Annotated in this window: 26 protein-coding genes and 2 pseudogenes; 11 read left to right on the forward strand and 17 right to left on the reverse strand. The window is 58.9% G+C overall.

Annotated elements, in window-relative coordinates:
- Positions 1-28: 28 nt before the first annotated feature.
- From AACY08_RS21495 to tspO, 4 genes are all read right to left on the reverse strand, one after another.
- The gene (locus AACY08_RS21495; RefSeq protein WP_065874145.1) at positions 29-253 is read right to left on the reverse strand and encodes a hypothetical protein; all 225 of its coding nucleotides are present in this window, start codon (positions 251-253) and stop codon (positions 29-31) included.
- A gap of 107 nt (positions 254-360) precedes the next feature.
- Positions 361-900 (reverse strand): hypothetical protein, encoded by a 540-nt coding sequence (locus tag AACY08_RS21500; protein ID WP_339471311.1) that lies wholly within the window; start codon positions 898-900, stop codon positions 361-363.
- 35 nt (positions 901-935) lie between these two features.
- Positions 936-1,880, reverse strand: coding sequence for an alpha/beta hydrolase fold domain-containing protein (locus AACY08_RS21505; protein WP_339471312.1), 945 nt, complete (start codon positions 1,878-1,880; stop codon positions 936-938).
- A complete protein-coding gene (tspO, locus tag AACY08_RS21510) occupies positions 1,880-2,320 on the reverse strand; it encodes a tryptophan-rich sensory protein TspO (protein ID WP_339471313.1) in 441 nt (146 codons plus the stop codon). The genes AACY08_RS21505 and tspO overlap by 1 nt, the downstream gene beginning before the upstream one ends.
- Before the next feature lie 163 nt (positions 2,321-2,483).
- Here tspO and chrA point away from each other — a divergent pair, with 163 nt between their 5' ends.
- The gene (gene chrA, locus AACY08_RS21515; protein ID WP_339471314.1) at positions 2,484-3,698 is read left to right on the forward strand and encodes a chromate efflux transporter; all 1,215 of its coding nucleotides are present in this window, start codon (positions 2,484-2,486) and stop codon (positions 3,696-3,698) included.
- Here the strand turns inward: chrA and AACY08_RS21520 are convergent.
- Positions 3,687-4,259: a nucleotidyltransferase family protein gene (locus tag AACY08_RS21520; protein WP_339471315.1), complete on the reverse strand. Its 573-nt coding sequence runs from the start codon at positions 4,257-4,259 to the stop codon at positions 3,687-3,689. The genes chrA and AACY08_RS21520 overlap by 12 nt on opposite strands.
- Positions 4,260-4,309: 50 nt before the next feature.
- Here AACY08_RS21520 and AACY08_RS21525 point away from each other — a divergent pair, with 50 nt between their 5' ends.
- Positions 4,310-4,603, forward strand: a complete 294-nt coding sequence (locus AACY08_RS21525; protein WP_339471317.1) for a hypothetical protein — start codon at positions 4,310-4,312, stop codon at positions 4,601-4,603.
- A gap of 292 nt (positions 4,604-4,895) precedes the next feature.
- Positions 4,896-4,982, forward strand: a pseudogene (locus tag AACY08_RS21530) (DUF6124 family protein); the annotation flags it as partial.
- A 3-nt stretch (positions 4,983-4,985) separates the two neighbouring features.
- Here the strand turns inward: AACY08_RS21530 and AACY08_RS21535 are convergent.
- Entirely contained in the window at positions 4,986-5,219 is a 234-nt protein-coding gene (locus AACY08_RS21535) for a hypothetical protein (RefSeq protein WP_339416375.1), read from the reverse strand.
- 118 nt (positions 5,220-5,337) lie between these two features.
- Between AACY08_RS21535 and AACY08_RS21540 the strand changes: the two are divergent.
- Positions 5,338-5,727 (forward strand): annotated as a pseudogene (locus tag AACY08_RS21540) (N-methyl-L-tryptophan oxidase); the annotation flags it as partial.
- A gap of 39 nt (positions 5,728-5,766) precedes the next feature.
- Here AACY08_RS21540 and AACY08_RS21545 read toward each other — a convergent pair.
- The 6 genes from AACY08_RS21545 to AACY08_RS21570 all read right to left on the reverse strand — a co-directional run bounded on the left by AACY08_RS21545 (position 5,767) and on the right by AACY08_RS21570 (position 12,407).
- On the reverse strand, positions 5,767-6,393 hold the full coding sequence (locus tag AACY08_RS21545; RefSeq protein ID WP_339416376.1) for a glutathione S-transferase family protein: 627 nt from the start codon (positions 6,391-6,393) through the stop codon (positions 5,767-5,769).
- Between the two features lie 143 nt (positions 6,394-6,536).
- Complete coding sequence (locus tag AACY08_RS21550) at positions 6,537-8,072, reverse strand: hypothetical protein (RefSeq protein WP_339471319.1); 1,536 nt, start codon at positions 8,070-8,072, stop codon at positions 6,537-6,539.
- Between the two features lie 42 nt (positions 8,073-8,114).
- Entirely contained in the window at positions 8,115-8,510 is a 396-nt protein-coding gene (locus AACY08_RS21555; protein WP_339471320.1) for an InvB/SpaK family type III secretion system chaperone, read from the reverse strand.
- Between the two features lie 146 nt (positions 8,511-8,656).
- Entirely contained in the window at positions 8,657-10,714 is a 2,058-nt protein-coding gene (locus tag AACY08_RS21560; RefSeq protein ID WP_339471321.1) for a methyl-accepting chemotaxis protein, read from the reverse strand.
- A gap of 281 nt (positions 10,715-10,995) precedes the next feature.
- Positions 10,996-11,691: a tRNA (adenine(22)-N(1))-methyltransferase gene (locus AACY08_RS21565; protein WP_339471322.1), complete on the reverse strand. Its 696-nt coding sequence runs from the start codon at positions 11,689-11,691 to the stop codon at positions 10,996-10,998.
- Positions 11,688-12,407, reverse strand: coding sequence for a FadR/GntR family transcriptional regulator (locus tag AACY08_RS21570; protein ID WP_339471323.1), 720 nt, complete (start codon positions 12,405-12,407; stop codon positions 11,688-11,690). The genes AACY08_RS21565 and AACY08_RS21570 overlap by 4 nt, the downstream gene beginning before the upstream one ends.
- 337 nt (positions 12,408-12,744) lie before the next feature.
- On the opposite strand from AACY08_RS21570, the gene AACY08_RS21575 reads away from it, so the two are divergent.
- Both AACY08_RS21575 and gudD read left to right on the forward strand, forming a co-directional pair.
- Positions 12,745-14,100: an MFS transporter gene (locus AACY08_RS21575; protein WP_339471324.1), complete on the forward strand. Its 1,356-nt coding sequence runs from the start codon at positions 12,745-12,747 to the stop codon at positions 14,098-14,100.
- A gap of 19 nt (positions 14,101-14,119) precedes the next feature.
- The gene (gene gudD, locus AACY08_RS21580; protein ID WP_339471325.1) at positions 14,120-15,445 is read left to right on the forward strand and encodes a glucarate dehydratase; all 1,326 of its coding nucleotides are present in this window, start codon (positions 14,120-14,122) and stop codon (positions 15,443-15,445) included.
- Between the two features lie 85 nt (positions 15,446-15,530).
- Here the strand turns inward: gudD and AACY08_RS21585 are convergent, their stop codons facing one another.
- Positions 15,531-15,899 carry an addiction module antidote protein gene (locus tag AACY08_RS21585; RefSeq protein WP_339471326.1) on the reverse strand — a complete coding sequence of 123 codons (369 nt, stop codon included), beginning with the start codon at positions 15,897-15,899 and terminating at the stop codon, positions 15,531-15,533.
- Between the two features lie 251 nt (positions 15,900-16,150).
- Between AACY08_RS21585 and AACY08_RS21590 the strand changes: the two genes are divergently transcribed.
- The gene (locus tag AACY08_RS21590; RefSeq protein WP_339471327.1) at positions 16,151-18,172 is read left to right on the forward strand and encodes an FIST N-terminal domain-containing protein; all 2,022 of its coding nucleotides are present in this window, start codon (positions 16,151-16,153) and stop codon (positions 18,170-18,172) included.
- Positions 18,173-18,263: 91 nt separating this feature from the next.
- Here AACY08_RS21590 and AACY08_RS21595 read toward each other — a convergent pair whose 3' ends face one another.
- Both AACY08_RS21595 and AACY08_RS21600 read right to left on the reverse strand, forming a co-directional pair.
- Positions 18,264-19,619, reverse strand: a complete 1,356-nt coding sequence (locus tag AACY08_RS21595; RefSeq protein WP_339471328.1) for a hypothetical protein — start codon at positions 19,617-19,619, stop codon at positions 18,264-18,266.
- 112 nt (positions 19,620-19,731) lie between these two features.
- On the reverse strand, positions 19,732-20,238 hold the full coding sequence (locus AACY08_RS21600) for a hypothetical protein (RefSeq protein WP_339471329.1): 507 nt from the start codon (positions 20,236-20,238) through the stop codon (positions 19,732-19,734).
- Positions 20,239-20,484: 246 nt separating this feature from the next.
- On the opposite strand from AACY08_RS21600, the gene AACY08_RS21605 reads away from it, so the two are divergent.
- From AACY08_RS21605 to AACY08_RS21615, 3 genes are all read left to right on the forward strand, one after another.
- Positions 20,485-21,519, forward strand: coding sequence for an alpha/beta hydrolase family protein (locus AACY08_RS21605; RefSeq protein ID WP_339471330.1), 1,035 nt, complete (start codon positions 20,485-20,487; stop codon positions 21,517-21,519).
- A gap of 103 nt (positions 21,520-21,622) precedes the next feature.
- On the forward strand, positions 21,623-22,141 hold the full coding sequence (locus AACY08_RS21610) for a DUF2569 domain-containing protein (protein ID WP_339471331.1): 519 nt from the start codon (positions 21,623-21,625) through the stop codon (positions 22,139-22,141).
- Between the two features lie 54 nt (positions 22,142-22,195).
- Positions 22,196-23,590 (forward strand): aminotransferase-like domain-containing protein, encoded by a 1,395-nt coding sequence (locus AACY08_RS21615; protein ID WP_339471332.1) that lies wholly within the window; start codon positions 22,196-22,198, stop codon positions 23,588-23,590.
- Here AACY08_RS21615 and panB read toward each other — a convergent pair.
- Positions 23,578-24,393: a 3-methyl-2-oxobutanoate hydroxymethyltransferase gene (gene panB / locus AACY08_RS21620; RefSeq protein ID WP_339471333.1), complete on the reverse strand. Its 816-nt coding sequence runs from the start codon at positions 24,391-24,393 to the stop codon at positions 23,578-23,580. The two genes, AACY08_RS21615 and panB, sit on opposite strands and share 13 nt — an antisense overlap.
- A gap of 150 nt (positions 24,394-24,543) precedes the next feature.
- Here panB and AACY08_RS21625 point away from each other — a divergent pair, with 150 nt between their 5' ends.
- Positions 24,544-24,705 (forward strand): DUF2986 domain-containing protein, encoded by a 162-nt coding sequence (locus tag AACY08_RS21625; protein WP_339471334.1) that lies wholly within the window; start codon positions 24,544-24,546, stop codon positions 24,703-24,705.
- Between the two features lie 232 nt (positions 24,706-24,937).
- Here AACY08_RS21625 and AACY08_RS21630 read toward each other — a convergent pair whose 3' ends face one another.
- Positions 24,938-25,735, reverse strand: coding sequence for a DNA/RNA non-specific endonuclease (locus tag AACY08_RS21630; RefSeq protein ID WP_339471335.1), 798 nt, complete (start codon positions 25,733-25,735; stop codon positions 24,938-24,940).
- Positions 25,736-25,817 lie beyond the last annotated feature (82 nt).

Here is a 25,817-nt window from a genome sequence, read left to right on the forward strand (position 1 = left end):
GTGACCGCCTGAATCCGAGGGTTTTCGCTCATACAACCTCAATCTGCGTAATGCCCACCACCTGCGCCTGCTCCAGAATTTCCTCCGGCGTCGCATCCGCAGGGGGCAGGATCAAGCCATTCTCGGCATCGCCAAAATGCAATTGCAGCAAGTGCAACGCCGCCTCATGCACCGGCAATTCGGGCTGCTTGAATTCGAACACATGGGTGCGCAATTCTTCGTTGAAGCGGTAGTTGAGCGTGTATTGGCGCATGGTGGAGTCCTCATGATGAGAGAAGAGCAGCTGATTAACCTGACTCATTGATCAAGTTTTTAGTTCAATGGATCAGCCTTTCAACGGCCTCAAGTCACAGGTACCACTCACTGGCGCAACTCACAGACTGCACTGCCCTTCATCCCCGACGCATGCACGCTCACGTGGCGTACGGCAAACCCTGGTTTCTCGACAAGCTTCTTCTCTTCCCAGACGCCGCCGTTTTCGACTTGATAGCCGATAGTGCCATCTGCTTGCCAGGTCAGCCGTAGGGTGTACACGCCGTTATGGTCGGGAGCTCGATGGAAGAAGGTGTCGATGATTGGCTTTGCCTTGTTGAAAGTGCGCAGCTGGAATAGCCGCTCGTCGCTGTCGGCGGGCGTATAGCTGGAGAGGAACAGCGTATCGTCTTCCGCAGCATCCTCGGCGGCCGCAAGAATGACAGAAGGCACCCACTTTTCGCCACGGTCCTGGGTGTCGGTGGCGACCTTGCAGGTCAACTGGCCTTTGCCCGTGACATCTTGGCGCAAGGCCGTCTCGTAGTAGCCGTATGGCACGTCGAAGCGCAGTGTCTTCTCGGTGACTTGCTCACAGCCGGCTAGCAAATAAAGCGCCGATAACCCGATGAATCCTTGAAGAACCTTCACGTGCTTTCCTTGGCTTGAATGGGGGGAGCGAAAGGTTACCCGGACGAAGGAAGATTGAGTACTCCCCCGCCCATTCTTTGACTGATCCACTGGCGGCTATAGGCAAGTACACCCTGCGCCATCACCACCGGAAAATGGATAAAACCATGGGCCGACTCCGGTAACAGATGCGCCTCAGCCCCGGGCCACTGCTCAGCAATCAACAAGGTGTCATCTTTCAACGGGTCTAACTCCCCGACAAACATCAACGCTGGCGGCAACCCGACGAGGTCGCCATACAGCGGTGACAACGGCGACTGCCGACGCTCGCCCTCACTCAACCCTGGCGTCAACATGCGCAGCGCTTCGACCATGCCAGGCCCGTCCAGCAACAAGGTTTCGGGCCCCGCGGCGCGCACGCTGGGGGTGCCGGTCAAATCGTAAACGCCGTAGTACAACACCGCCCCGCTTACCCGTGTGAGCAAATCGGGCCACTGTTTCAACGCTAGCAGTGTCGCCGCCGCCAGATGCCCGCCCGCCGATTCGCCGACGACGAACACCGGCAAGTCGGCAAACTCATCCGTGGTCAGCAACCAACGCGCGGCCGCGAGGCAGTCGTCCATCAGCCCTTCGACCGGTGTGTCGACCGCCAGCCGATAATCCACCGACACCACCGCCACGTCGCACGCGTTGACCATGCCCAGATTGAGGTCGTCATCCATCTGCGCATTGCCAATCACCCAGCCGCCACCGTGGATATCCAGTACCACGCCTTTGGGTTTGCCGCTCGGCCGCAGGATGCGCACAGGCACTGAGTCGACCACCTTGCACTCCGCCTCCGGCCCTTTCCTGACCTTTTGGCTGACGCGCAACAGCGCCTGAATCAGACGCGGTGTAACCCGATTGCGGATTTTAAAGCGCGGCATCCACGCGAGCTTTTGATTGAAGCGGCGCATCTCGGCCAGTTCAGGTTCACTGGCGTGCCAGAGCTTGTGGGTCATCAGCGGTTATTCCGTAGGATCGAGAAATTCAACGCCGCCGCGACACACAGCCACGCCAGGTAGGGGAACAGGATCAAGCCGGTGATCAGGTCCAGGCGCACGGCGAGCACTACCATCGCGGCCACGGTGAACCACAGCAACGCGATAATCACCATACTGGCGAAAATCCGATGCGCGCCGAAGAATACCGGGGTCCACAGCGTGTTAAGCGCAATCTGCGCCGCCCACAACGCCAGCACGATTTCGCTGCCCGGGATCAGGCTCAAGCGGTAGCCGGCCCAGGCCAGCAGCAGATAGATAATCGTCCAGGCGACGGGAAACAGCCAGTTTGGCGGGGTGAAGCTGGGCTTTACGAGGGATTCGTACCAGGCGCCTGGTTTGAAAATGATGCCGGTGCTGGCAGCCGCCGCGCAGGCCAGCAGGAAAATAAAAAAGGTCATCGTCTGTCCTTGCTGTCGTCAGTGTTAGTGATGGGAAGGCTTTCTCCGTGCATCCTTCAATGACTCAAATGCCCGCGCAAAAATTCCATCACGCGTTGCAATTGGCGTAAACAGAGGCCTCTTCTTCACGTCATCAAAATTCGCTAAGGTGGCGCAACACCTCATGAGACCTCGCCCCTTGGCCCACTCCTGTGCTGATCATCCCGACAGCCCCTGGTCGGTATTCCTGATCTTCCTGCGCCTGGGCCTCACCTCGTTCGGCGGCCCGATTGCGCACCTGGGTTATTTTCGCGAGGAGCTCGTCACACGGCGACGCTGGCTGAGCGAGCGCAGTTACGCGGAATTGGTCGCGTTGTGCCAATTCCTTCCTGGCCCGGCCAGCAGCCAGGTCGGCATCGCGCTGGGCCTGTCCCGCGCCGGTTACGGTGGCGCCGCTGCTGCCTGGGCCGGGTTTACACTGCCGTCAGCCATCGCGCTGATTCTGTTCGCCCTGGGCCTTTCCCACTATGGCAGCGCCCTCCCCGACGGCGCGCTGCATGGCCTCAAAGTCGTCGCCGTGGCCGTGGTCGCCCAAGCCGTCTGGGGCATGGCGCGCTCCCTGTGCCAAGGCCTGGCGCGTGTGATGCTGATGCTGATTGCGGCGTGTATGGTGCTGCTGGAACCGTCCGCCTGGGCCCAGGTCGGGGTGATTTGCGCCGCAGGCGTGGCCGGTCTGCTGCTGTTCAAACGTGAGCCGAGCGCCGAGCCTGACACGCTGCCGGTCGCCATCAGCCGCCGCGCGGGCGCCCTGTGGCTGGGGCTGTTCCTCGTGTTGCTGGCGGGCCTGCCGATGCTGGCCGGCTGGCTGCCCACTCCCACGCTGGCCTTGGTAGATGCCTTTTACCGCACCGGCTCGCTGGTGTTCGGCGGCGGCCATGTGGTGCTGCCATTGCTGCAAGCCGAAGTGGTGCAACCGCACTGGGTGAACAATGACGTATTCCTCGCGGGCTACGGCGCCACGCAAGCCGTGCCCGGCCCGCTGTTCACCTTTGCCGCGTTCCTTGGCGCCTCGATGAACCATGCCCCGAACGGCTGGATGGGAGGTGTGATCGCCCTGCTGGCGATCTTTGCCCCGTCATTTTTGCTGGTGATGGGTGCACTGCCGTTCTGGGCAACCCTGCGCCGCAGCCCACGCACCCAGGCCGCGCTGGCCGGCGTGAACGCGGCAGTGGTGGGGTTATTGCTGGCGGCGCTGTATCAGCCGGTGTGGACCAGCGCAATCTTCACTGCGCTGGACTTCAGCTTGGCACTGGTCGCGTTGGTGGCGCTGATGTTCTGGAAGCTGCCGCCCTGGTTGGTGGTGGCCGCCAGCGCCGTGCTGGGAGGGTTACTGGGCTGAACCCGGCGCCACAATCTTCAGCCACGGCCAACGCGCTTGATAACTCTTAGCCTTGTGCATGAACAACGCCGGCTCCGCATGCAGCGGGTTGATGCGCAGCACGCCGTGTTCCACGTCATCCAACCCATAGGGCGCGTACACCTCACCCGTCGCGATATCCAAACCGATGCACGTACCTGCCACCAGGTAACGATCCACGCCCTGCTTGGCCGAGTGCAACTGCGGATAGGGCCGACCAAACCGCTCGCCGTACCAAAGGTGCACCCGCGCCTGGTTCTTCACCTCCACATTCACGCCCAGGTCCTGGAACAGCGCCTCGGCAGAACGAATCACCGCATCTTCCGCCTCGTAGGACACGTCTGTGTCGAAGTAAAAAACGTCGTAGTCTTTCACGCCCTGAGCGGCGGGAAGATTCACTTGATGGTTCCACACTGCCTGGAACAGACAGCCGGCGGTGAGCATGCATTGGTCCACGCCGAGGTCGGGCAGGCGTGCGGTGATTTCGGCGTTGATGGGGTTGGCCATGGCCAGTTGGAGTAGGGTTTCGACTGTCAATGTCATGCTCAATCCTTCGTTGTGAGGCCAGTTCCAGGAGGCAATTCTATAGCGTATTGGATGGCGTTCTGCTCGCCAAAAGCGACAAGACTTACAGCCTCACCGACCCTGGCCGCGCTGCTTACGTGGAACAAGCACCTCGCTTTTGTTACTCACAAGGCTATGAAACCGCCAAAATCAAGGGCATCTCCCCCAACACCGGCCCAATGGGCGCCGCCGTGGATAAATCCTGGATCGTGACGGTGGACATCCGCCAGAAACCCATCGCCGCCTGGGCCAAAATCCCAGCGATAGAAGAACTGGTGCGCAACCCGAGAACTTCTCCGACGTGCCGAAGACCTGCCACGTGATCGTGGGCCGGGGTGGCCGTCTCTAAGGTTGCCTGGTCGCCGACTTCTCGGTGATCGGGTTTAGTAGCCTGAGTTGGGTATTGAAAGTGCATGAGTTTCATCAGTCAGACATTGCGTCTGAGCTTGATGGTGGCTGTGCGTAGGGCGCCTTCGGGCGCGCCGGCTTTGATATCCACCGGTCTACTAACCTGCGTACAGCTGCCACCTTTTTGTTTAGTCGCGACGAGGTGACGGCCCTAATCTGGATATCGTCATGTCTCAAGCAAAACCTGATCCATCCGCCCTATTCAGCGTCGCCCTGGCTATCCACCAACTGAGCGAACTGGGCGTGTTGCTCACGACCAAACTCCTTGACCGCGAAGCACCCTACCCCGGCTGATTGTTAGCCCTTCAACTCACCCGCCCGATTACTCGCCGCGTCGTCGTAGGCCACATACAACGACTCGGCGATTTGGCTCTTGATGGTTTTGGTGGACTCAAGCCCCAACACAAACCCCTCGGCCTTACCGCCGGCGCGGTTGAGTTCTTCATGGGTTGAAGCGCCGGTGATGGCTTCGAGGAGCTTGATGGCGTGAGGGCCTAAGCCTTTTGGAAGGGAGATTTGGTCGATGGACATTGCGGTACCTTTTAAGAATGGGGTCGGTAGCGCGTTAACCACTGCCGGGGGTTGGCATGGTAGACCGGTTGTGAAAGAAAGGGGGCGCTTTCGGCCGAAATAGACATTGGAACATACCAATTACGGTTTCCCCGCGTTGCCCGGCGAGGGCAGTCTGAAGAGAGCCACGGCGCAGTACCACACCTCGTCAACGCCCGAAACACTCGACCGCACAGTCTCGCCTGCGCAAGAGCGCGAGATGTACGAACAACAGGTGCAGGGCCGCCTCTGCGGGGTGACGGCCAAGGTGGCCAAGTCGGCGGTGTGGGCCTACACCGTGACGCCGGACCACCATTTCATCATCGACCAGCCCCCACGTTGCAGCACACCCTGGTGGTGTCGCCGTGTTCGGGGCGTGGCTTCAAGCATTCGGCGGCGCTGGGGGAGGCGTTTGCGCAGTGGTGCATCCGGGGGGGCGAGCGAGCTGGATTTATCGTCGTTTTCGTTGAAGCGTTTCGAAGGTCAATAACTACAAAGAATGGGGGCAAAGCTGCCCCCCTAAGCCACGCTATTTCGCGAACGCGTACTCCCCGCCCTGCTCCACCGCTTTGCGATACGCAGGCCGCGCCTGGAATTTTTCCACCCACGCGGCCAGGTTCGGGTAGGCCTGCAATTTGCCTTGGGCGCCGGCGACTTCCCCGATAAAGCTCATCTGGATATCCGCGCCGCTCAATTCATCGCCGACCAGGTAAGGCGTCTGCCCCAGTACATCGTTCAAGTAACCCAAATAATTGGCCACCTCCGATTCGATACGCGGGTGCAACGGCGCGCCTGCGTCGCCGAGGCGGCCGACATAGAGGTTGAGCATCAACGGCAGCATGGCCGAGCCTTCGGCGAAATGCAGCCATTGCACGTAGCTGTCGTAGGTGGCGCTGGCGGGGTCCGGTTGCAGACGGCCCTGGCCGTGGCGGCGGATCAAGTAGTCAATGATGGCGGCAGACTCGATCAGCACCTGGCCACCGTCTTCGATTACCGGGGATTTGCCCAGCGGGTGGATGGCCTTGAGTTCAGGCGGCGCGAGGTTGGTTTTTGGGTCGCGCTGGTAACGCTTGATTTCGTAGGGCAGGCCGAGTTCTTCGAGCAGCCACAGGATGCGTTGCGAGCGTGAGTTGTTGAGGTGGTGGACGATGATCATTGAATGCTCCGCTGGGCGACAGGGGTGTCTTGCAAACAGACTACGCCAGCGCCCGGGAGTGCCGATAATTAAATTTCTACGTGACGCACGCCGTGGTGAGCATGAAAGTAGGTTCGGAAGTAGGCATACAAGGGATCTGAAACTCAGTGGGCGTGGGCTATTTTTTGATGGGTGAGATCTTTGATCTGCAACGCATGACTGAAGGTGGCGGCGGCCTTGGCTGCTTGCTCCAATGCGCCGAAGTTCATGAAAAGCTGCTCCCCGACCTTGTCGAATCCGCCTTGGTTTGCGAACGCTTCTTGAAGTTTTTCACGCGCGGTGCCGTGTTTCAGCGCATAAGCGATTTCGTCCATTGAATGCCCCCCATCAACATAAATAAATAACAATGCTTGAATGGCCAAGTACGTTTCTATGTCGGTGGCGCTCGCCTGTGCATGGGCCTCTTGGCAGGCACGTAAAGCACCGTGTTCAATCAAGATGGAACCCGAAGGACCATTGACATAAGTACCGGTACCTTTCTCAAAAAAGTCCTTCAAGTACGAACCCGGCTTGAACGCATCGGGATGATTGGGATCTTGCATCTCGAGCCGGTCTGGACAGCGCGTACTGGCGCTGGCCAGTAATGGGTTCTTGTAATCATCTTCATATTTAATGTAGTAGGGCTCGTTTAGCCGCAAATCCCTCGGCGTCGCATCAATGTTCCTCATGATGCCGACGTTAAAACTGTCTGCCTGCCTGAACACGTTACCCTCCTTGGCGTTGAGTTCCACTCGCCCTTTTCCGGGTGCTCTAATGGGATCAAACACGCCATCCCAATGCCCCGCCGGAAGTTTTGCTGCGACCTCAGGTTCATTTTTCAGCGCGTAACTTAAGTACCGATGCTTGTAAATATCAAACAGCGCGTGTTGCGCGGACGTTGGAATGTCCAGCGTTTCGAGGGTTTTCTTAGCGCGCGCATAGAAACCTTGAAGCTGATCCAAGCCAATAATGCGGGTGTCAAAACTTTCATTGCGCCACGCGGCTTCATACTTATCAAATAGCGGTGCAGGAATGAAATGCTGTTTAAGAAAGTCGACTTGACGATCGGAGATGTCTGAAAACTTCTGGTATTTCTCCGGACTGCTGAAATAGTCTTGCAAGGCATACTTGGCGTAATAGCTCTCAAATGCTCGCCTGACCGGATCGTTTACCATGGCGAGCCTCATCGCCCCCTCGGCGCCCTGCGTTCCTTGATCGCTGACGAGTTTGGCCAGCTCAGCCCTACGTGCCTCCGGGTGCTTGATGAGCTGGAGCGCAGCCAGGATTTTTTGGGTTTGCGTTTCAACAGGTCCTGCAATCCTGAAGCGATTCAAACCCAGGCTCAACGCACCATCCTTAATGGATGCTTTGCCGGGCAAGATATAATCTTGAGAGTATTTTTCCACAATATCACTGTCTATAACGGCATTGTAGACAGCGCCATTTCTGACTTGCGCCCCCTCCACCAGAAAATGAACCGGATATTCCTCGTCTCCATTTTTTATAGTCAACGACGGCAACGTGTTGGAGGACACATCAATCGCCCTGTTCTTAATGCAGTCATAGTTTTTAATGAATTCAGTTTTTCCCAGTCCGTTACCTTCACTTTTTTGACCCACAGCCGTTCGTTGCACAGGTACCGCGCCCGCTTCAATGCCCATGACGTATCACTCATATAAAAGAGGTGGAATGCTGCTGAGTACTTAATTGAGCTTGTTATCGATTGACACCATCAAACTGTAGAATCCATCCAACGCGCCCTGCAACTTCTCAGGCGAGACAATGCAATCTACGACCAACAACGCTTTGACTTCATGGCCGTGCTGTCCTTTTCCGAAGACTGCCTGCCCCGTCACTACCCATGGCAATGCATGTTGCAGTAGACCGAGTAATTCCCGTGCATGAAAATCAATAGCGAAGTGCCTTTTCAACTGACTCCACATCCACACCCTGTCATTTTCAACAGTAATGATAATGGGATTAATCGTTTTGAAGTTAATTTCAATAGACGAATGAATATCGAAAGCACCAATGTGCTCCTTGGAAATTCCGATATTCAGCAGAGTCGCACGCAAAGTACTCGAGATATCAAAGTTCATACCTATAACCCCGTGGGATCGAAGGGCGTTGTTGTTGGCCGTGTTCCTTGGAGACCTGGATGCTGGCGTCACTCATCGGGTGCGCCAGGGTTCGGACAATAAGTGGTCAGTCGCTACGAAAGGGTTCCGCTAGCCAGCGTCGGCGCTTACGCCAATCGAAACCGTGCAGTGTTGTCACTCAGTGCCTGGCTGCCCTTGCTCAGCGTGTCGGCCGCCTGGTTCACCGCGCGCGCGCCGTCGAGCAGGCGCCCGGCGGCCTGGTCGACCTGCTGGATATTGCCGCTCACTTCATCCGCCGTCGTGGCCTGCTCCTCCACTGCCGTGGCGATTTGCGCCAAGGTGTCGGTAACGTTCTGCACCGCGCCCGCGATCTCGCCCAATCGAACGCCAAGCCCGGTGACCGATTGCGCATCCGTCAGCGCTTGTTCGCAGGCGGCGCCCATCAGCGTGACTGCCTGACTGACCGTCGCGCGCAGGCTGTCCACAGTGCCGGCGATCTGTGCGGTCGAGGCCTGGGTGCGTTGTGACAGACTGCGCACTTCATCAGCGACCACGGCAAACCCCCGGCCCTGCTCGCCGGCGCGGGCGGCTTCGATGGCGGCGTTGAGTGCCAGCAGGTTGGTCTGTTCGGCGATGCCCCGAATGGTATCGACCACCGATTGAATCTGCTGGCCCTGCTGGTTGACTTGCTCCAGCGCATTGGCGGTGTCAGTCAGGCGTTGATTGAGCTGCTGGATGCTGGCCGTGGTGCGCTGGCTGTCGCGACTACTGTCCTCGGCAATGCGCCGGGTTTGTTGGGCGCTGCTCGAGGCTTGTTCGCAACTGCGGGCAACGCCCACGGAGGTGGCGGCCAATTGGGTAGCAGCGGCGGCAATCTGGCTGATCTGGTGTTGCTGGTCTTCGACCTCGTTGAGGGTACTGCCCGATTGCGAGTTGAGGGTCTGTACCGCAGAGCCAAGCTGCTGGGTTTCGTGATTGACGCCTAGCAGACTGGTGCGCAATTGCACCACTGCGACGTTCAAGGCAGCGCTGATCGCGGCGAGCTCGTCGCGCCCCTCAACGGCCACTTCCACACACAGATTGCCGTCTCGCAAGGATTCGGCCAAGGTGGTGATACCGCTGGCGCTGCGTCGGATCGAGGCTTGCAGGCAAATGAACAGATACAACGCTGCCAACGCCAGCAGGCTGAAGGTCGCCGCCAACGGGATAAACTGCTGCATGGAACGCGTGTGGTAATAGCTCAAGCGCGCATCCAGCGAGGTCAGCGACTGGTTACGCAGTGCGGCCAAACCGTCGAGCATGCCGTCGACACTGGTTACGAAGGCCGCCGTGTCGAGCTTGATGGTGCCGCCGAACACGCCGTCGTCGAGCACTTTGAGTTCGTTGTCCAGCCGTTGCAGGCTGTTGTCGTACTGCGTGGTCCAGGGCTCTAGACCCACGTATTGCTTGGCTCTAAGGGGGGCAGCGGCCTTAACCAACTGGTCCCGTGCATCGCCGATGCGGCTGCGCAGGTCACGCATCTGCAAACGGCTTTGCAGGGTGAACTGCCCCGAGGCGATGGATGACTGACCCACACTGGCCATGCGGCCGATTCGCTCAATCAGGTCAGGCGTTTGCTGGGTGGAAATCTGCATCAACAGGTAGGTTTCCAACCACGGGTCGAGGATCAAGCCGGTATCCTGGGTGATCTGCTCGCGCAGGGTTTGCATCGCGGTCAGGGCCAAGGTGAAACGGTCGTAGCCGTCCGGCCACCAGCCTACGGTGCGCAGGGATTGGGAATCCATGCCCTTGACTGTGGCCTGTAAGGCTTCGAAGCGGGCCAGGATATCGGCGCTGGCGTTCTGGGACTTTAGTGAATCGCCCAACGCTTGCAGGCTTTGCAGGATCACTGGGAAATGCGCATCCACCTTGTCCATCGCCGCCTTCGCCGCCGGCGTCGGAGCGTGCAGGATATCTGCCGCTTTCCACCGCGCGGCCAGGTTGCGCTGGGCCGTCAATTGGTCATCCAACGCGTCCAAGGCTTTTAATTGCCGAACGCCGGACTGCTCGCTCGAGATCACGGTTAATTTGTCGCGATAGTCCGAGCCAATCGTCCATAGGCTACCCGCCAGGGGCAGCATGAACAGCAAGAACAGGATCTGGAACTTGCGCGCAAAGCCGAAACGACCCAGCAGGCGGATACCCGGTGATAAAAGGCTGTGCATGTCCGACCACTCTCCAAAAACGACCCACGCGGTGCACCGCTGGGTGAAGCCTTGAAATGACTAACGGCAAAATGCCATGTCATTGATTGGAAAGCCACAAGCAAAAAATGGGCCTATGAGGGAACGCCCCGAAATAGGCGGGCTCGCACCAAATAAACAACGAGAAACGCACGAAAATGGGGCAGAAACACTCACCCCCAGAGCGCCCCTGTAACTAATGGCGCAAACACCCGGCACAACCCCCATCCCTGTGGGGGCTGGAAAATTTGAATGAAGGTGTGTCAAGCCAGTAGCGCGGCAATCCACCTGGCCTGCTGGGAAATCTCCTGCCGCGTCTCTTCAGGCACCGCCTGCCGCGCGCGCTCCAGGCTGGCCAGGGTCTTTTGCTTTTGATGCAACATGCGCTGCCACTTGGCCAGGAACGCCGGACTGCGCGCCTGCATCTGCAGCGGGCCGAAGTACAGCTGTTCGGCGCTATAAGCCACCGGCCCAGCGCGCTCGGCGACGATGATTTCGTAGTAGAAGCGGTTCTCCCACAGCAGCTCTTCACTGAGGATGGAATAACCGTTATCCATCAGCCATTGGCGCACGGGTTGCTCGCCGCCGTTGGGTTGCAGGATCAGCCGTTCCTGGCCACTCAGGTAAGACTTGCCGTTTTCGAGAATGTCGCGAATCGTCTCGCCACCCATGCCGCAAACGCTGATCGCGGTGACGCCGTCACGGGGTTCAATGGCGGCCAAGCCATCGGCCAGGCGCACCGTAATCTGCTGCTCCAGGCCATTGGAGCGCACGGTGCGCTGCGCCGCATGGAATGGCGTAGCAGCCACCTCCCCCGCTACCGCCGCCACGATCAAACCACGGCGCATCAAGGCCACCGGCAAATAGCCGTGGTCGGAGCCAATGTCCGCCAGGCGCGCGCCAGTCGGTACGTTCGCCCCCACGCGTTCCAGGCGCATGGATAAAGTGTGTTCGTTCAACGGCCCCGCTCCCCCGAAAAACGATCCCGACTGTTGGTCAGGTGCAGCACCATGGCGGCGCGTGAGGCGTCAGGGTCCTGGCGTTTGATCGCGTTGAAGATCGCCTCGTGCTCCAGATTCGCCAGTTGCCCCAATTGGGCAAAGTCGGCGCCGCCACGCTCGTCACCCTTGAGTTGGGTGCGCGGGATCATCGCGTTCCCCAGGTGCAGCATGATCTCGGTAAAAAACGTGTTGCCGGTGGCCTCGGCGATCAGTTGGTGAAAGCGTTTGTCTTCTTCCACACAAGTGTCGTTGTTGGCCAGGGACGCCTGGTAATCGTCGAGCGCCTGGCGCATGTGGGCCAGTTGAGCGTCGGTTCGACGCACCGCTGCCAGCGCTGCGGCCTGTACCTCCAAGCCCAGACGCAGCTCGAGCATATTGCGCACGCTGGCCACCGTGTCCACATGCAGGCGCAAACCCTGCTGGGCGTGCAGCGCCAATACAAAGGTGCCGATGCCGTGACGGGTTTCCACCAGGCCAGACGCCTGCAGTTTCGAGAGCGCTTCGCGCACGACGGTTCGGCTCACGCCATGCTCAAGCACGATGGTGGATTCCGATGGCAATTTCTCACCGGGCTTCAACTGGCCAAGCAGGATGCGCTGGGTCAGCGCATCGACCACGCCTTGGGCAAGGTTGGTGGGGCGTCTTCGCGGGGGGGTTCCACTTTCAATGGGCATTGCTACAAGTCCACGGGGCTGAGCTGGAGGGAGCTTAACACCCCGCCCGGCGACGGGCCCGGGTTGATTAAAAAAACCATCAGCTTGTATGACAACCAATCATCACGCTCACGATTTTCACTCGAGCCATTGCGACTCTCCCAAACAATCAGACCGTTCAAAACCTGCATAAAACCTAGTAAAAACTATACATAAAACCAAAAATCTGATCTACGCAGGGTGTTATAGGCACAAAAAAACGCACCAACGCATTGCGATCTCGCGAAACCTACTTGTATGATGTCTATCAACAAGACACGCAAACCCGCATAAAAATAATCAGGGGGAGTTTTGAATTGTGAACAATTCAAGCCATGCATCTGCCGCACCAGAAAGCGATTCGGTCCTCGCACGCGCCGTGAGCAAAGTGAAGGGCCATGTGCTCCCACTGTTCGTGATCATGTTCATCCTCAACTACATCGACCGGGTCAATATCGGCTTTGTGCGCACGCACATGGAGCATGACCTGGGCATTGGCGCCGCCGCCTATGGATTCGGCGCCGGACTGTTCTTCATCGGCTACGCCCTGTTCGAAGTGCCCTCCAATATGCTGCTGCAGAAGGTCGGGGCGCGAATCTGGCTGACCCGCATCATGTTCACCTGGGGCATCGTCGCGACGATGATGGCGTTCATCCAGAACGAAACCCACTTCTACATCCTGCGCTTCCTGCTGGGCGTGGCCGAAGCCGGCTTCTTCCCTGGGGTGATCTACTACTTCACCCGCTGGCTGCCCGGCGTGGAGCGTGGTAAAGCCATCGCGATTTTCCTCAGCGGCTCGGCGGTCGCCTCACTGATTTCCGGTCCTCTCTCAGGCGCACTGTTGCAGATCGAAGGGTTTGGCTTCCACGGCTGGCAGTGGATGTTTGCCATTGAAGGCCTGGCCTCGGTGGCGCTGGGGTTCTTTGTGTGGTTCTGGCTGGACTCCAAACCCCACGACGCCAAATGGATGACCCGCGAAGAACAGGACGCATTGGTCAATGCCATCGACCAGGAACAGCGCGAACGTGAAGCCCTCACCACCGTCAAACCGACCCTCGGCACGTTGCTGAAAGACCGCCAGATCCTGCTGTTTTGCGCGCTGTATTTCTGCATTCAACTGACGATCTACGCGGCGACATTCTGGCTGCCGAGCATCATCAAAAAGATGGGCGACTTGAGTGATATACAGGTCGGCCTCTTCAACTCGATTCCATGGCTGATCTCGATCATCGCCATGTACACCTTCGCCTCGCTGTCGGGCAAGTTCAAGTTCCAGCAGGCCTGGGTGGCGGCGGCGCTGTTGATTGCCGCCGCAGGCATGTTCATGTCCACCATCGGCGGGCCGATCTTTGCCTTTGTGGCGATCTGCTTTGCGGCCATCGGCTTCAAGTCGGCGTCGTCGCTGTTTTGGCCGATTCCCCAGGGTTACCTGGATGCGCGCATTGCCGCCGCGGTGATCGCGCTGATCAACTCGATCGGTAACCTGGGCGGTTTCGTTGCACCGACCACCTTTGGCTTTCTGGAACAGACCACCGGTTCGATCCAGGGCGGCCTCTATGGCCTGGCCGGCACCTCGGTGCTCGCTGCGATCCTGGTGTTTTTTGCCAAGACGTCGCCCTCCGCCGTGCTGGCGCCAACTGTGCCTACGGGCGCCGCCCTCAGCAAACCTCTTTGAGCCCATTTAGGAACTTGCCATGAACACTCCCGTCGTTACCCACTTCCAGGTCATTCCCGTCGCCGGCCACGACAGCATGCTGCTCAACCTCAGCGGCGCCCATGGGCCTTACTTCACGCGCAATATCGTCATTCTCAAAGACAGCGCCGGCAATACCGGCGTGGGCGAAGTACCCGGTGGCGAGCGCATCCGCGAGACCCTGGAAGACGCCCGCAGCCTGGTGATCGGCCAGCCCATTGGTCAGTACCAGCGCGTGCTCAACAAGATGCGCAGCACCTTTGCTTGCCGCGACGCGGCCGGGCGCGGCCTGCAGACGTTTGACCTGCGCATTACGATCCACGCCGTCACCGCCATGGAAGCCGCGCTGCTCGACCTGCTGGGTCAATTCCTCGATGTCCCGGTGGCCGCCTTACTCGGCGAAGGGCAGCAGCGCGATGCCGTGAAAATGCTCGGTTACCTGTTCTACGTCGGCGACCGCAGCGCTACCAACCTCGCTTACCGCAACGAGGCCGACAGCGACGATGAATGGTTCCGCCTGCGCCACGAAAAAGCCCTGACGGCCGACGCCGTGGTGCGCCTCGCTGAGGCTGCCAACGCCAAATACGGCTTCAACGACTTCAAGCTCAAAGGCGGCGTGCTCAGTGGCGATGCCGAAATCGAAGCCGTCACGGCCTTGGCCGAACGTTTCCCGGATGCCCGCATCACCCTAGACCCGAATGGCGCCTGGTCATTGAAAGAAGCCATCCGCCTGTGCCGAGACCAGCACCACGTACTGGCCTATGCCGAAGACCCCTGCGGTGCCGAAAACGGCTACTCAGGCCGCGAAGTCATGGCCGAATTCCGCCGCGCCACGGGGCTGAAAACCGCCACTAACATGATCGCCACCGACTGGCGCGAAATGGGCCACGCCATCCAGCTGCAATCCGTCGATATTCCTCTTGCCGACCCACACTTCTGGACGATGCAGGGTTCGGTGCGCGTCGCACAGATGTGCCATGAATGGGGCCTGACTTGGGGCTCGCACTCCAACAACCACTTCGATATTTCCCTGGCGATGTTCACCCAGGTAGCCGCCGCCGCGCCGGGCGACATTACCGCCATCGACACCCATTGGATCTGGCAGGACGGTCAACGCCTGACCAAGGCGCCACTGAAAATCGAAGGCGGCTACGTGAAAGTGCCGAGCAAGCCAGGCCTGGGTGTAGAGATCGATATGGACGCCGTGGCCAAGGCCCATGAAGTGTACAAAGGCATGGGCCTCGGGGCGCGGGATGACAGCGTGGCGATGCAATTCCTGATTCCGGGATGGCGCTTCAACAACAAACAGCCGTGCCTGGTGCGGTAAGGCCAAAAACACGCAAACAAATATGGGAGCTGGCTTGCCTGCTCCCACACTCGAACTGCTTCGTGCTGAAGTGCGCGTTTTCGTATTAAAGTTTGCGGACGACTGCCGGTGTTTTTTGGATCGCAATCGGCTGCACAGTCAGCTCAACCCCTAACGCCATCATCAGCTTCTGGATCGTCTCATAGCGCGTTTTTGATCCGCCTTTCAGCGTTTTGTAAAGACTCTCGCGATTAACCCCCGCCGCCTCGGCCACCTTGTTCACGCCCTGGGCTTTGGTGACCTCCGCAAGTGCCTTCATCAGTACCTGTGGGTCTTGAGACTTCATGCTTTGCGCCAGATACGCACTGATGGTGTCCGGGCTGTCGAGGAAGCGCGAAGCTTCATAGACGCGGGTACCGGACGTATCAAGATCGAGGATCGGCATATCCTCGGGTTTGAATTTCGATTCGCTCATTTCATCGACCTCTCAGGGCATCAAGAATCTCTTTCGCCCGCTTCTCCGTGCGTCACCCACTCATCAAGATCTACAGGGCTAGTCATAGGCTTCCGCAAGGCCCCTGCCGTAGCTCGCGCGCATCCCGCGCCGGCCAAATGCGGCCATCTGTCGCATCCCGCCAACCTCCCCTCCTGCCCTCACCCCTCCCGCCGATAACCTTATTAACCGCATGCCAATACCCTGCGCCCCCTCCCGATTGAGCCCCCACCATGAACCCACTCGCCCTTCTCAAAAAAGCCCGGCCCGACCGTCAAGGCACCACCACGCTCACCTGCACCGCCAACGAACTGGAGCCGTCCTTAGCCACCCTGCGCATCAGCCCGACGCTCATCACCGGCTTCATCTCCCCGCACCTGGACATCGACCAAATCGCCGCCAAGCTCAAACGGCGCTTTCCCCAAAGCACCATCAGCCTGTGCACCACTGCCGGCGAGTTGTGCAACGCAGCCAAGACGCTTTACTGCACCACTGGCGAACGCTGGGACCGGATTGTGCTGCAGTTGTTCGACGACAGCGTGATCGCTGCCGCCGAGGTGGTGATGGTGCCGTTGGAGTGTGAGGACATTCGCAGTGGCGGCAAGCGCCTGGGGATGCAGGAGCGGATTGCCAAGCTGGTAAGCAATATCAAAGGGGTGCAGGTGCATACGCAGATCGATCATCGCGATACGTTGGCCTATGTCGTGTTTGACGGGTTGTCGGCGTCGGAGTCGTTTTTCATGGAGGCGCTGTATGAGTCCGGGCGTTTTCCGTGTTTATTCGTGGGCGGGTCGGCCGGGGGCAAGTCGGACTTCCAGAAGACGCTGATTCACGACGGCCAGCGCAGTTATCAGAACCATGCGCAGATTGTGTTCCTGAAGACGGCAGCCCAAGTGCGCTTTGGCGTGTTCAAGAGCCAGAATTTCAAGCCGGCGGATTTGACCTTCAGTGTGCTGACCGCGTCGGTAGAGGACCGCACGATTGACCAGGTGATCGACAGCAGCGGCAACATCAAGAACATGGTGCAAGCGCTGTGCGATGCGTTCAACTGCACGCCCCAGGCGCTGGAATCGAAGCTGGCGGACTACTCGTTTGCCATCCGCGTGGGCAGTGAGTTGTTCGTGCGCTCCATCGCGCGCATCGACTATGAGCAGCAGATCGTGCAGCTGTTTTGCGACGTGGCACCCGGTGAAGAGTTGGTGATGGTGCGGCGTACGCCGTTGCGTGAGGCAACGCGTTTGGACTACGAGCAATTTTTGCGCGGCAAGGGTGGCCAGCCGGTGGCGGGTATTCTAAATGACTGCATTTTGCGCCGGCTGAACAACGGCGCCGAACTGGGCAGCATGGCCGGCACGTTTGGGGATGTGCCGCTGGCGGGGTTTTCGACCTTTGGTGAAATCCTGGGGCTGAACCTGAACCAGACGCTGACCGCGATTTTCTTCTTTCGGGTGGCCAAAGGCGTCAGTTTCAATGACGAGTACGTCGACAATTTCATCGCCCATTATGGCGAGTTCAAGGCGTTTTTCCTGCGCCGGCAGGTGAAGAAACTGGCGGGCTTGAACCATGTGGTGGTCAAGCAAATTAACGCGTTCAAGAACAAAGACTTCACCGACACCCTGAATACCCGTGGGCTGGACCGCAATATCCTGCCGGTGTTCGAAGGCCTGGCAGACTTGGGCCAAGTGTTGGCGCAAGCCGAGCGGCAGCAGGAGGACATTGCTTCGCAGCTCAAGCATTACTCGGGTGAGTTGCATGCGTCGATGGATGATCTGGTGGGCACCATTGACCGGCAGAACAGCGTGTCTGCCCAGGCTGGAGCGACGGTGGAGGGGCTGTCGAGCCAGGCAGATATCGCAGTGGAAGGTGCACGCACGCTGGCGGGTTCAAGTTTGCGTATCCAGTCGATTGTGCAGGTGATCCAGCAAATCGCCGGGCAGACCAACCTGCTGGCGCTCAACGCCGCCATCGAGGCGGCGCGCGCGGGCGACCTGGGCCGGGGCTTTGCGGTGGTGGCGGACGAAGTGCGCAAACTGGCGGAGATCACGCGTAAGAATGCGGCGGAGATTAGTGTGGATATCGACCTGCTGTCGAGCGAGATCCAGCGCGTTGCCCAGCAGATTGAGGACCAGTCCACCGGGGTGGGCGCGCTGCGCGAAATGCTCGATGCACTGGAGGCGTCAAGCCGTGCGACTGAGGGGACAGCGCAACGCACGAAGACCCTTGCGGATACGTTGACTGGGCTTACGCACGCGTAAGCCTTAAGCGGAAGGCGCGGGGGTCTGAGTCGGCTGGGCTGCAATGCGCATGAGCAAAATGCGCTTGCAGTGCCTGGTGGACAGTGGCGCTTCAGGGTTTGAAGTTTTTCATCAGTTTGAACAGATGGCCGGGCCAGATCCAACGTGTTGTTGGCTGCTCGCGGGTGTCTGCCAGGGCGTCGAGCAAGGTGTTGTTGGGCGCTTCGCCAGCAGGAATATTCAAGGGCGAGCGCTGTTGCACTTGATCGCTTAGAGGATCAGTGGGCTTGTACAGCCTACCGGTGGACTTATCCATCAAATAGCCAGCGGTCTTGCCGTGCTCGGTGAGGTGCCAGACACCATTCACGGTTTCGGTAAGTGCTTTGAAGGGCGGGAGCCTTATGTTCTTGTCCGTGGTTTTAACGACATGGTCCTCGCGCTTGGCTCTTTTGAAGGTGGCGAACTCGCTGCCCAGTGGAGGTTGATCAGCGCCTTCACTGGAGAATTTTTTTACCATCCGCTCCAGGAAGGGTATGCCCCCAATATTGGAGAACGTTCCCTGGCTCGGACTCAGGATGTATCGTAAAAACCCCTGGTCGAGACGGGTACTGTTGATCGCCGAACCCTCCAGGATTCTTGACGCGTCTGCGGCGTCCTCTGGCTTGTAGTCGCACGTCACCTGGAACCCGTCCCAGTCATAGCGAACGTTGCTCCCCGCGAGTTGAAGGCCGTCGCTGTAATGACGGTAGGTGCCGAGTTCTATGGCCACTCGATCTACGAAATACAGGTCCGCACCTTCCGCTTTTGCATAGGCGTACATATCCGAGATCAAGGCACGGTCATCACGGTTGAGGAAATCGGCGTGGTTTTGAGTGCCGTTGTAGACAGTGGCGGGTGGCTTGGCAACGGGGGGTTCATTGCCGTTGTACAAGCGCGAAATCATGAGGTCGCGGCCGTTAACGGAAGCTGGGGCCGACTGGGTGGCGACCTTGGGCGCCGTTGATGCCAGCGCTTCCCACGCTGCACGTCGTTCATTGACGGTGAAGGAGCCGCCGTCATCCCCGGCAATCAGGCTGAGCTGATTGCGCGCGAGTTCTTTAAACGGGTTGCTGTCCGTACCGTTGACGAAACCAGTGGCGTGCCGCGCCCGTGCCAGGAGCTCTGGGGTTTCGGTGCTGGGAGTTTCCGTATCGTGCTGAGCTTTATTGGCGAGGTAATGGTCACCCGTAATCGAATGGAGTGGGTTGGCGCTCATCTGGCCGGCCCGGGTTTCAGCCCGTGTTGCAGCTTCGCTCAGCTGACGAGCCAGGATTGAGACGGTGCTGCTAGTAACGTCACGGATCGTAGCTGAAGCCACAGCCGTCTGATCGTTAGCGTGTGGAACCGTAGACAACGGAACGGCACTGACGGAACTACTTGTTGTCATGCGCCCGTAGGATGCGGATGCCTGAGGTTGAACAGTGATCATGGATGTTCTCCCAGCCCAGGAGGAAGCCGAAGCTACCCGGCATTAAATATACGTTGGTTATCTATTTAAAAATAAACTCGAAGCAACTTAATCCCCAGCAGCTTCCACTGAGTTAGTACCTGTATTTAAATACCACTGAGTCTACACCCGCAGGCCGAGTATAGCGGGGCGTCCCCCCGTATACATCATGATAGATTCTGACACGCGAGCCATTACCGAAAGACTGAACATTGAAGTCCGACAGTGTTCCGGAAGAGTTTGGAAGAATTTTCCTGCAGTCCTCTTGAGAACTGAAGGGGCGCGAGTAGCACAACTTCACATCCTCCATGATACTTTCAGGATAGTAAGTCGTATTCCATTGCACTTCCACTAACTGCTTGGGATCAGCGAGGGTCCCGGTTGGGAAATCAGAGCTCACAACACTGAAACTTGCAAACCCTACACCGGGACTGGTATCGGAATTGGATAACACGAGCACAGGGCCGGGCGCCTCAGACTTAGGAATAGACCTTTCCTGCGCCTGCACTCCTTCGTTAATGAAAATCACCAAAGCAGCAACCAATGCGAGCAGATATTTGCTTGGGCCTGAACGACGAACAAACACAATCGCGCTTTCCATAATCATCACCATAGCGTCAGGCGTTAACACATAACGTTCAAATCAATCCAACCGTAAGATTTACGCCCCCACCATTGCACGATTAATTAACCGAATAAAGCCACCCACTTCCTAAAATAACGAAGGATAACGCCGTCATACTTAAACGTAGGAATACGTCAGAAACTTCCTGGTCCAGCCTCCCCTCTATTAAAACTCCTTGTTTCAAGGCATGATGCGGCCCTCATATCAAGGATGATAAAAACTGTGAAAACCACCCTCACCGCGCTGCTACTGATTATCCTGGCGGCGCCTGTATTCGCCGAAACCCCACGTATCGGCTTCAAAAACGTCACCGTCCCGGATACGCAGCGCCCATTGCAAATGGTCGTCTGGTACCCCACCGCCGCCGCCACTAAACCCGAGCTGATCCGTGACGACGCAGTGTTCTTCGGCGCCCTCGCGGTGCCCGACGCGCCTGCGCAAAGCGGCGAACACCCGCTGGTGGTGCTCTCCCATGGTTACGGCGGTAACTGGGGCAACCAGGTGTGGCTGGCCAGCGCCTTGGCCCATCAGGGTTACATCGTGGCGGCGGTCAACCATCCCGGCACCACCAGCAAGGACCGCAGCCCGCAGGCTGCCGCACAGTTATGGCAACGGCCCAAAGACCTGAGCCGGGCCATCGATGCGGTGATCGCTCAGCCTAAGCAGTTCGGCGCGGTGGCGAAAAACCGGATCGCCGTGGTGGGTCACTCTATTGGGGGATGGACGGCCATGGAAATTGCCGGTGCACGCTTCGACCCGGACCTCTTCGCCCGCGACTGCAATGCACACCCGAAGTTGGGCGGCTGCATCGGCTACCAGCAGATCAAACCGGCCGAGACACCGGCTGCGAAGGCCCAACTGGCCGCCGCCCTGCGCGACCCACGCGTCGGCGCCGTGGTGACATTGGACCTGGGCCTGTCGCGCGGCTTCACCGACGCCAGCCTGGCCGCACTGCCGGTGCCGGCACTGGTAATTGCGGGGGGCGTGCCAACGGAGGATATGGACCCCAACCTGGAGTCCGCCGATATGGTCAAGCGGTTGCCTAAAGCCTCGACACACTACGTAGAGATCGCCGACGCCACTCACTTCAGCTTTATGTCGACCTGCAAGCCGGGCGGTATGGCGTTGATCGAAGAGGACTCGCCAGGCGATGGCATGATTTGCCGCGATGGTGAAGGGGCTCGCCCCAGGGCGGTGATTCAGCAACAGGTGATTGGGTTGATTACTGAATTCCTGGGAAAGTCTTTCCGAAATTGAAACAGGGATAAAACCTAGAAGATTATCAATGCAGTGAGCGCACCACGTTACCTTATGCACCACTGCTATACGATCATTTGAACACTTACTTATAGAGCGTGACATGCAAGAAAGCAGAAATTTAAAGGGACTACGAGGTTGGCTTATATTAGTTGGAATAGGCCTGTTTGCAACAGCTTTCCGCCTGACCAAGATGCTTCTCGAAGTGCATTACCCTATCTTCGCAGAGGGTACATTTACCGCTGTCACCACGCAGGCATCACCCTTGTATAACCCGCTGTGGGGGCCGATCCTGATTTCAGAAACACTTATCAACGCACTCATGGCTGCTACCTACGCTTATTTGATCTACCTGTTCTGCACAAAGCACTACTTGTTCCCCAAGGTTTATATAGCCGCAGTCGTTGTATCGGCTATTTTCATTCCTCTTGATGCATGGGCATGCTCGCTTGTTCTGGCGGATCAACCCATATTCGACTTCAACACAGCGAAAGAAATGGTACGTGCATTGATTGGCTTGTGTGTATGGGTGCCCTATATGCTTGTCTCTAAACGGGTCAAGGCCACGTTTGTAGAGCGCCGGCCAGAGAGCGGCGACACGCTCACGGCTGCCAACCTTTAACAGGGCACCCTGCTCGTGTTCTCTGCAATGGCGAGTCATGCGGCGCAAAGGGTTATGGATACACCTAAAAACGCCCCGTTCGCCTATCAAGCGGTGTACCGCTACCTCGTCGAGTTGATTGAGGCAAGCCCTTCGCAAGGCGACCACAAGTTGCCGTCGCTGCGCCAGTTGGCGCAGCGCCTCGGCGTATCGGTGTCGACCACCAAGTACGCCTACGCGCTCCTTGAGGATGAAGGACGGGTATACGCCAGGCCCAAGTTCGGTTACTTCACCCGTCTGCAGCCGACGGCTGTCTCAACTGAGCGCGCACCCAGCCTGCTCGATCAGGTCTTTGCCAATGCCCGCCAGCCGGGCATGCTGGCCCTGAGCAGCGACGCACCGGCCATGCTGATGTCGCTGGAAAACCCACTGCTGATGATTGAGCGGGAGATGGCCCGCCAATACCCGCGCTCACTGACACCGTTGTACCTGCCCTTTGGCGAACCGGAGCTGCGCGCTGCATTGGCCGAGCGCTACACCTGCTCCACTGACAACTACTGGCAGGCCGATCAGGTCTATGTCGGCGCGGACCTGCACAGCGTGCTGGCGTTGTCGCTGAACGCCCTGGGCTTGGCGGGCACAGTGGCGTTGGTGGAGTCTCCGTGCTCGTGGGCGATCCTGCGCCAGCTTAAAGCCGCGAACATCCGCGTGATCGAACTGCACCTTGACGCCGACGGGCGCTTCGACCTGCCTGCGCTTAATCAACTGCTCAAGCACGCACCCATTCGCCTGGCGGTGCTGTCATCCACCGTGAACATTCCCCACGGCAGCCGCATGCCGGCTGAGGATAAACAGCAGATCTGCCAATGGCTGGCGGAGCGGGATATCTGGTTGTTCGAAAACGACACCTACGGCGAGTTGTATTTCGCGCCCCGGCCGGCCCGCTATCGCGACGTTGCCGACCCGCAGAAACTGCTGGTGTTTTCGACCTTCGACAAGGTGATCGGCTCGGAGGCACCCTACGGCTATGTGCTGTGCCGTGGGTGTGGGGCGCAGTTGCAGCAGGCGTTCCTGGCGCGGGCATTTCGTCTGTCGCCGATCCGCCAGAAGGCGATTGCCAAGCTATTCACTTCCAAGCGCATCGACCCGCATCTGCACACGCTGCGGGCCTTGTTGCAGGACTGTATGACCCAGCTGAAAGGCCTGCTGGACGAACACGGCAAGGGTGCCTTTGAAGTGCAGATCCCGCAGGGTGGCGCGTGTTTTTGGCTGGAAGCCACGCGTCTGGTCGACATGCAGCGCGTGTTCGATTGCCTGCTGACAGAACGCATCGTCATCGCCCCCGGCGAACTGTTCAGCCAGCAAGGTGCCTGGAAACAGCATGTGCGCCTGAGCTTTACCCTCGATTGGAGCAAAGACATCGCCCAGGCCGTGGAGCAACTGGCCCGGGCAATTCGTCAAAGTCCGTAGCAGTGCCGCGCCTCAGGGAAACGACCGTGACGCACGTCTTCGGCAAACCGTTCGCAGGCATCGCGGATCACCGCGCCCACGTCCGCGTATTGTTTGACGAAACGCGGCATCTGCTCGCCGCCCAGGCCCAGCACATCCTCAGTCACCAGCACCTGGCCGTCGCAGGCCGGTGAAGCGCCGATGCCGATGGTGGGCATTGCCGAGTCGAGGGTGATCTGCCGGGCCACGCCCTCTGCCACCCCTTCGAGCAACAGGCTGAACGCACCCGACTGCAGATTGGCCCGTGCATCCTCGGCAATCCGCGCGCCGGTTTCGGCGGTGAGCCCCTGAGCCTTGAAGCCGCCCATCACGTTGACGAACTGCGGCATCAGCCCCACATGCGCCATCACCGGAACACCGCGCGCCACCAGAAACTCGACGGTGCCGGCTAACGCCTGGTTGGCTTCCAGCTTGACGGCGTCGCAGCCGGTGCGCGCCAGCACCTGGGCGCAATTGCGGAAGGCCTGTTCATTGGATTCCTGATAACTGCCAAACGGCATGTCGGCAATCACACAGGCCAAGCGCGTGCTATCGACCACGGCCCGTGTGTGGCCGATGATTTCTTCAAGTTGCATGCTCAAGGTCGAGGGGCGGCCGTACCCGACCATGGCCGTGGAATCACCGACCAGGATGAAATCGACCAAAGGATCGATCAGCTTGGCGATGGCGCTGGAGTAAGCCGTCAGGGAGACGATTTTCTGCTGGCCCTTCATGGCGACCAGTTGCGGGACGGTCATGCGTTTGGTGCGGGTGTGGATGCTCATCAGTGTCGTCCGTTGTGCGCTGGAGGACCCGATTATTGGCAAAAGGGAGGGCGATTCAATACACAGATTGGCGCTAAAAAGCGACTCAGGGAATGGCGTCGGTTTTTAAGCTGGTATCATCCCGAGCCTGTACAGCCCGGGTAGAAAGACATGAACCGCCAGAAAAAACTGAAGCAGCTCTTCAAGGCCAAGGCCAAAAAGGCCAGCGCCAAATTGGCGCCGAAGAGAAAGGATACGTACGTCAGCAAGGCAGACCGGGAAAAGCTGGCGGCTGAAGCGGCTCAAGAGCCAAGTACTTCCCAGGACAGCTGACTCAGCAACCGCTCAACGCCCAGGCGATCGAAAACTCAACCAATACCGCCAATCCCCCTGTGGGAGCTGTCGAGCTTTAGCGAGGCTGCGAAAGCGGTGGGCCAGGCGAGAAAGGGGCTGGCAATGCCGCCGCCTTCCCAGCCTCGCAGGGGCTCGACAGCTCCCACATGTGATCTCTGCTGCGGTGGGTGCTGCGCTCGCCGTGCCGGTCAGGAGAGTGGTGATGCGTCGGTCAACCCCTCCCCACCGACCCTGACACCGGAAGATTCCCCAGCAACTTGAGGCCGGTGCTCTTCACAAAGGTGTCGTAGTCCATCGGTTTCTGGAGGCGCGTCTCAGCGTTGGGTAGCACATACGCCCAGGCTCGCTTGCTTGAGGCGTCGTACACCAATTTAAACAGCCGCGTCGGCACCCAGACGTGGTTGTCGCCGATGGTGCCGTGGCCCGGGTCGAACAGCGGACCGGTGAATACATACACATCGCCGCCAGCACGCTTGGCAAACTTGCGCACGTCGGCCTCGACCTTGCTCCAGATCTTGCGGTTGTTGGTGGGGTCTTGCGGCACCATGTTCGACAGTGCGAAGGATTGGGCCATCGCGTGGGCATCCGGTGCGTCGGCGGCCGGGGCCTGGTGGCCGCGGTCCACAGCCGGGTGCTGGCTGCGGTAGTCACTCAACTCAGCACGCCCAGCCTTGGGGATGCGTGGGTCGGGGTAGAACTGGTTGGTACGCTCCTCGCCTTTCGCCTCTTTCAACTGCGCAGCATTCAGGCGTTCGACCACCACCAGCGGCGTCTTGCTGGTTTGCGAGTACAGCACTGCAAACGTGTCGGAACACAGCGCCAGAGGTGTCATTGACGCAGGGATGGTGGCGGTTTTGATCGGCGTATTGGCAGGGAAAAGATCAGCGCAACCATCAAATGAAGCGCGTTGCTCGGTGGGGGTGTAGGGGTTTGCCAGGTTGCGGGCTTCTACAGCGGTAGAGAGCAAAACAAGGGCAGACAGCCCGACTGCAATGTTGCGTAGGTACATGCTCTAGATCTTATGCTGAGGGTAAAACGGACGACAGGTTCCGAGGCACGGAACCTACAGGCGCACGACCACAGACAATCGT

It is taken from the genome of Pseudomonas sp. EL_65y_Pfl1_R83 (genome assembly GCF_963970695.1).
Lineage (GTDB): Bacteria > Pseudomonadota > Gammaproteobacteria > Pseudomonadales > Pseudomonadaceae > Aquipseudomonas > Aquipseudomonas tritici.

What these genes read in the sequence shown, in the direction of transcription:
- AACY08_RS21495 (WP_065874145.1), bottom strand. Translation starts at nt 253, where the DNA reads ATGCGCCAATACACGCTCAACTACCGCTTCAACGAAGAATTGCGCACC.
- AACY08_RS21505 (WP_339471312.1), bottom strand. Translation starts at nt 1,880, where the DNA reads ATGACCCACAAGCTCTGGCACGCCAGTGAACCTGAACTGGCCGAGATG.
- tspO (WP_339471313.1), bottom strand. Translation starts at nt 2,320, where the DNA reads ATGACCTTTTTTATTTTCCTGCTGGCCTGCGCGGCGGCTGCCAGCACC.
- chrA (WP_339471314.1), top strand. Translation starts at nt 2,484, where the DNA reads ATGAGACCTCGCCCCTTGGCCCACTCCTGTGCTGATCATCCCGACAGC.
- AACY08_RS21520 (WP_339471315.1), bottom strand. Translation starts at nt 4,259, where the DNA reads ATGACATTGACAGTCGAAACCCTACTCCAACTGGCCATGGCCAACCCC.
- AACY08_RS21535 (WP_339416375.1), bottom strand. Translation starts at nt 5,219, where the DNA reads ATGTCCATCGACCAAATCTCCCTTCCAAAAGGCTTAGGCCCTCACGCC.
- AACY08_RS21545 (WP_339416376.1), bottom strand. Translation starts at nt 6,393, where the DNA reads ATGATCATCGTCCACCACCTCAACAACTCACGCTCGCAACGCATCCTG.
- AACY08_RS21550 (WP_339471319.1), bottom strand. Translation starts at nt 8,072, where the DNA reads ATGGGCATTGAAGCGGGCGCGGTACCTGTGCAACGAACGGCTGTGGGT.
- AACY08_RS21555 (WP_339471320.1), bottom strand. Translation starts at nt 8,510, where the DNA reads ATGAACTTTGATATCTCGAGTACTTTGCGTGCGACTCTGCTGAATATC.
- AACY08_RS21560 (WP_339471321.1), bottom strand. Translation starts at nt 10,714, where the DNA reads ATGCACAGCCTTTTATCACCGGGTATCCGCCTGCTGGGTCGTTTCGGC.
- AACY08_RS21570 (WP_339471323.1), bottom strand. Translation starts at nt 12,407, where the DNA reads ATGCCCATTGAAAGTGGAACCCCCCCGCGAAGACGCCCCACCAACCTT.
- gudD (WP_339471325.1), top strand. Translation starts at nt 14,120, where the DNA reads ATGAACACTCCCGTCGTTACCCACTTCCAGGTCATTCCCGTCGCCGGC.
- AACY08_RS21585 (WP_339471326.1), bottom strand. Translation starts at nt 15,899, where the DNA reads ATGAGCGAATCGAAATTCAAACCCGAGGATATGCCGATCCTCGATCTT.
- AACY08_RS21590 (WP_339471327.1), top strand. Translation starts at nt 16,151, where the DNA reads ATGAACCCACTCGCCCTTCTCAAAAAAGCCCGGCCCGACCGTCAAGGC.
- AACY08_RS21595 (WP_339471328.1), bottom strand. Translation starts at nt 19,619, where the DNA reads ATGATCACTGTTCAACCTCAGGCATCCGCATCCTACGGGCGCATGACA.
- AACY08_RS21600 (WP_339471329.1), bottom strand. Translation starts at nt 20,238, where the DNA reads ATGGAAAGCGCGATTGTGTTTGTTCGTCGTTCAGGCCCAAGCAAATAT.
- AACY08_RS21610 (WP_339471331.1), top strand. Translation starts at nt 21,623, where the DNA reads ATGCAAGAAAGCAGAAATTTAAAGGGACTACGAGGTTGGCTTATATTA.
- AACY08_RS21615 (WP_339471332.1), top strand. Translation starts at nt 22,196, where the DNA reads ATGGATACACCTAAAAACGCCCCGTTCGCCTATCAAGCGGTGTACCGC.
- panB (WP_339471333.1), bottom strand. Translation starts at nt 24,393, where the DNA reads ATGAGCATCCACACCCGCACCAAACGCATGACCGTCCCGCAACTGGTC.
- AACY08_RS21625 (WP_339471334.1), top strand. Translation starts at nt 24,544, where the DNA reads ATGAACCGCCAGAAAAAACTGAAGCAGCTCTTCAAGGCCAAGGCCAAA.
- AACY08_RS21630 (WP_339471335.1), bottom strand. Translation starts at nt 25,735, where the DNA reads ATGTACCTACGCAACATTGCAGTCGGGCTGTCTGCCCTTGTTTTGCTC.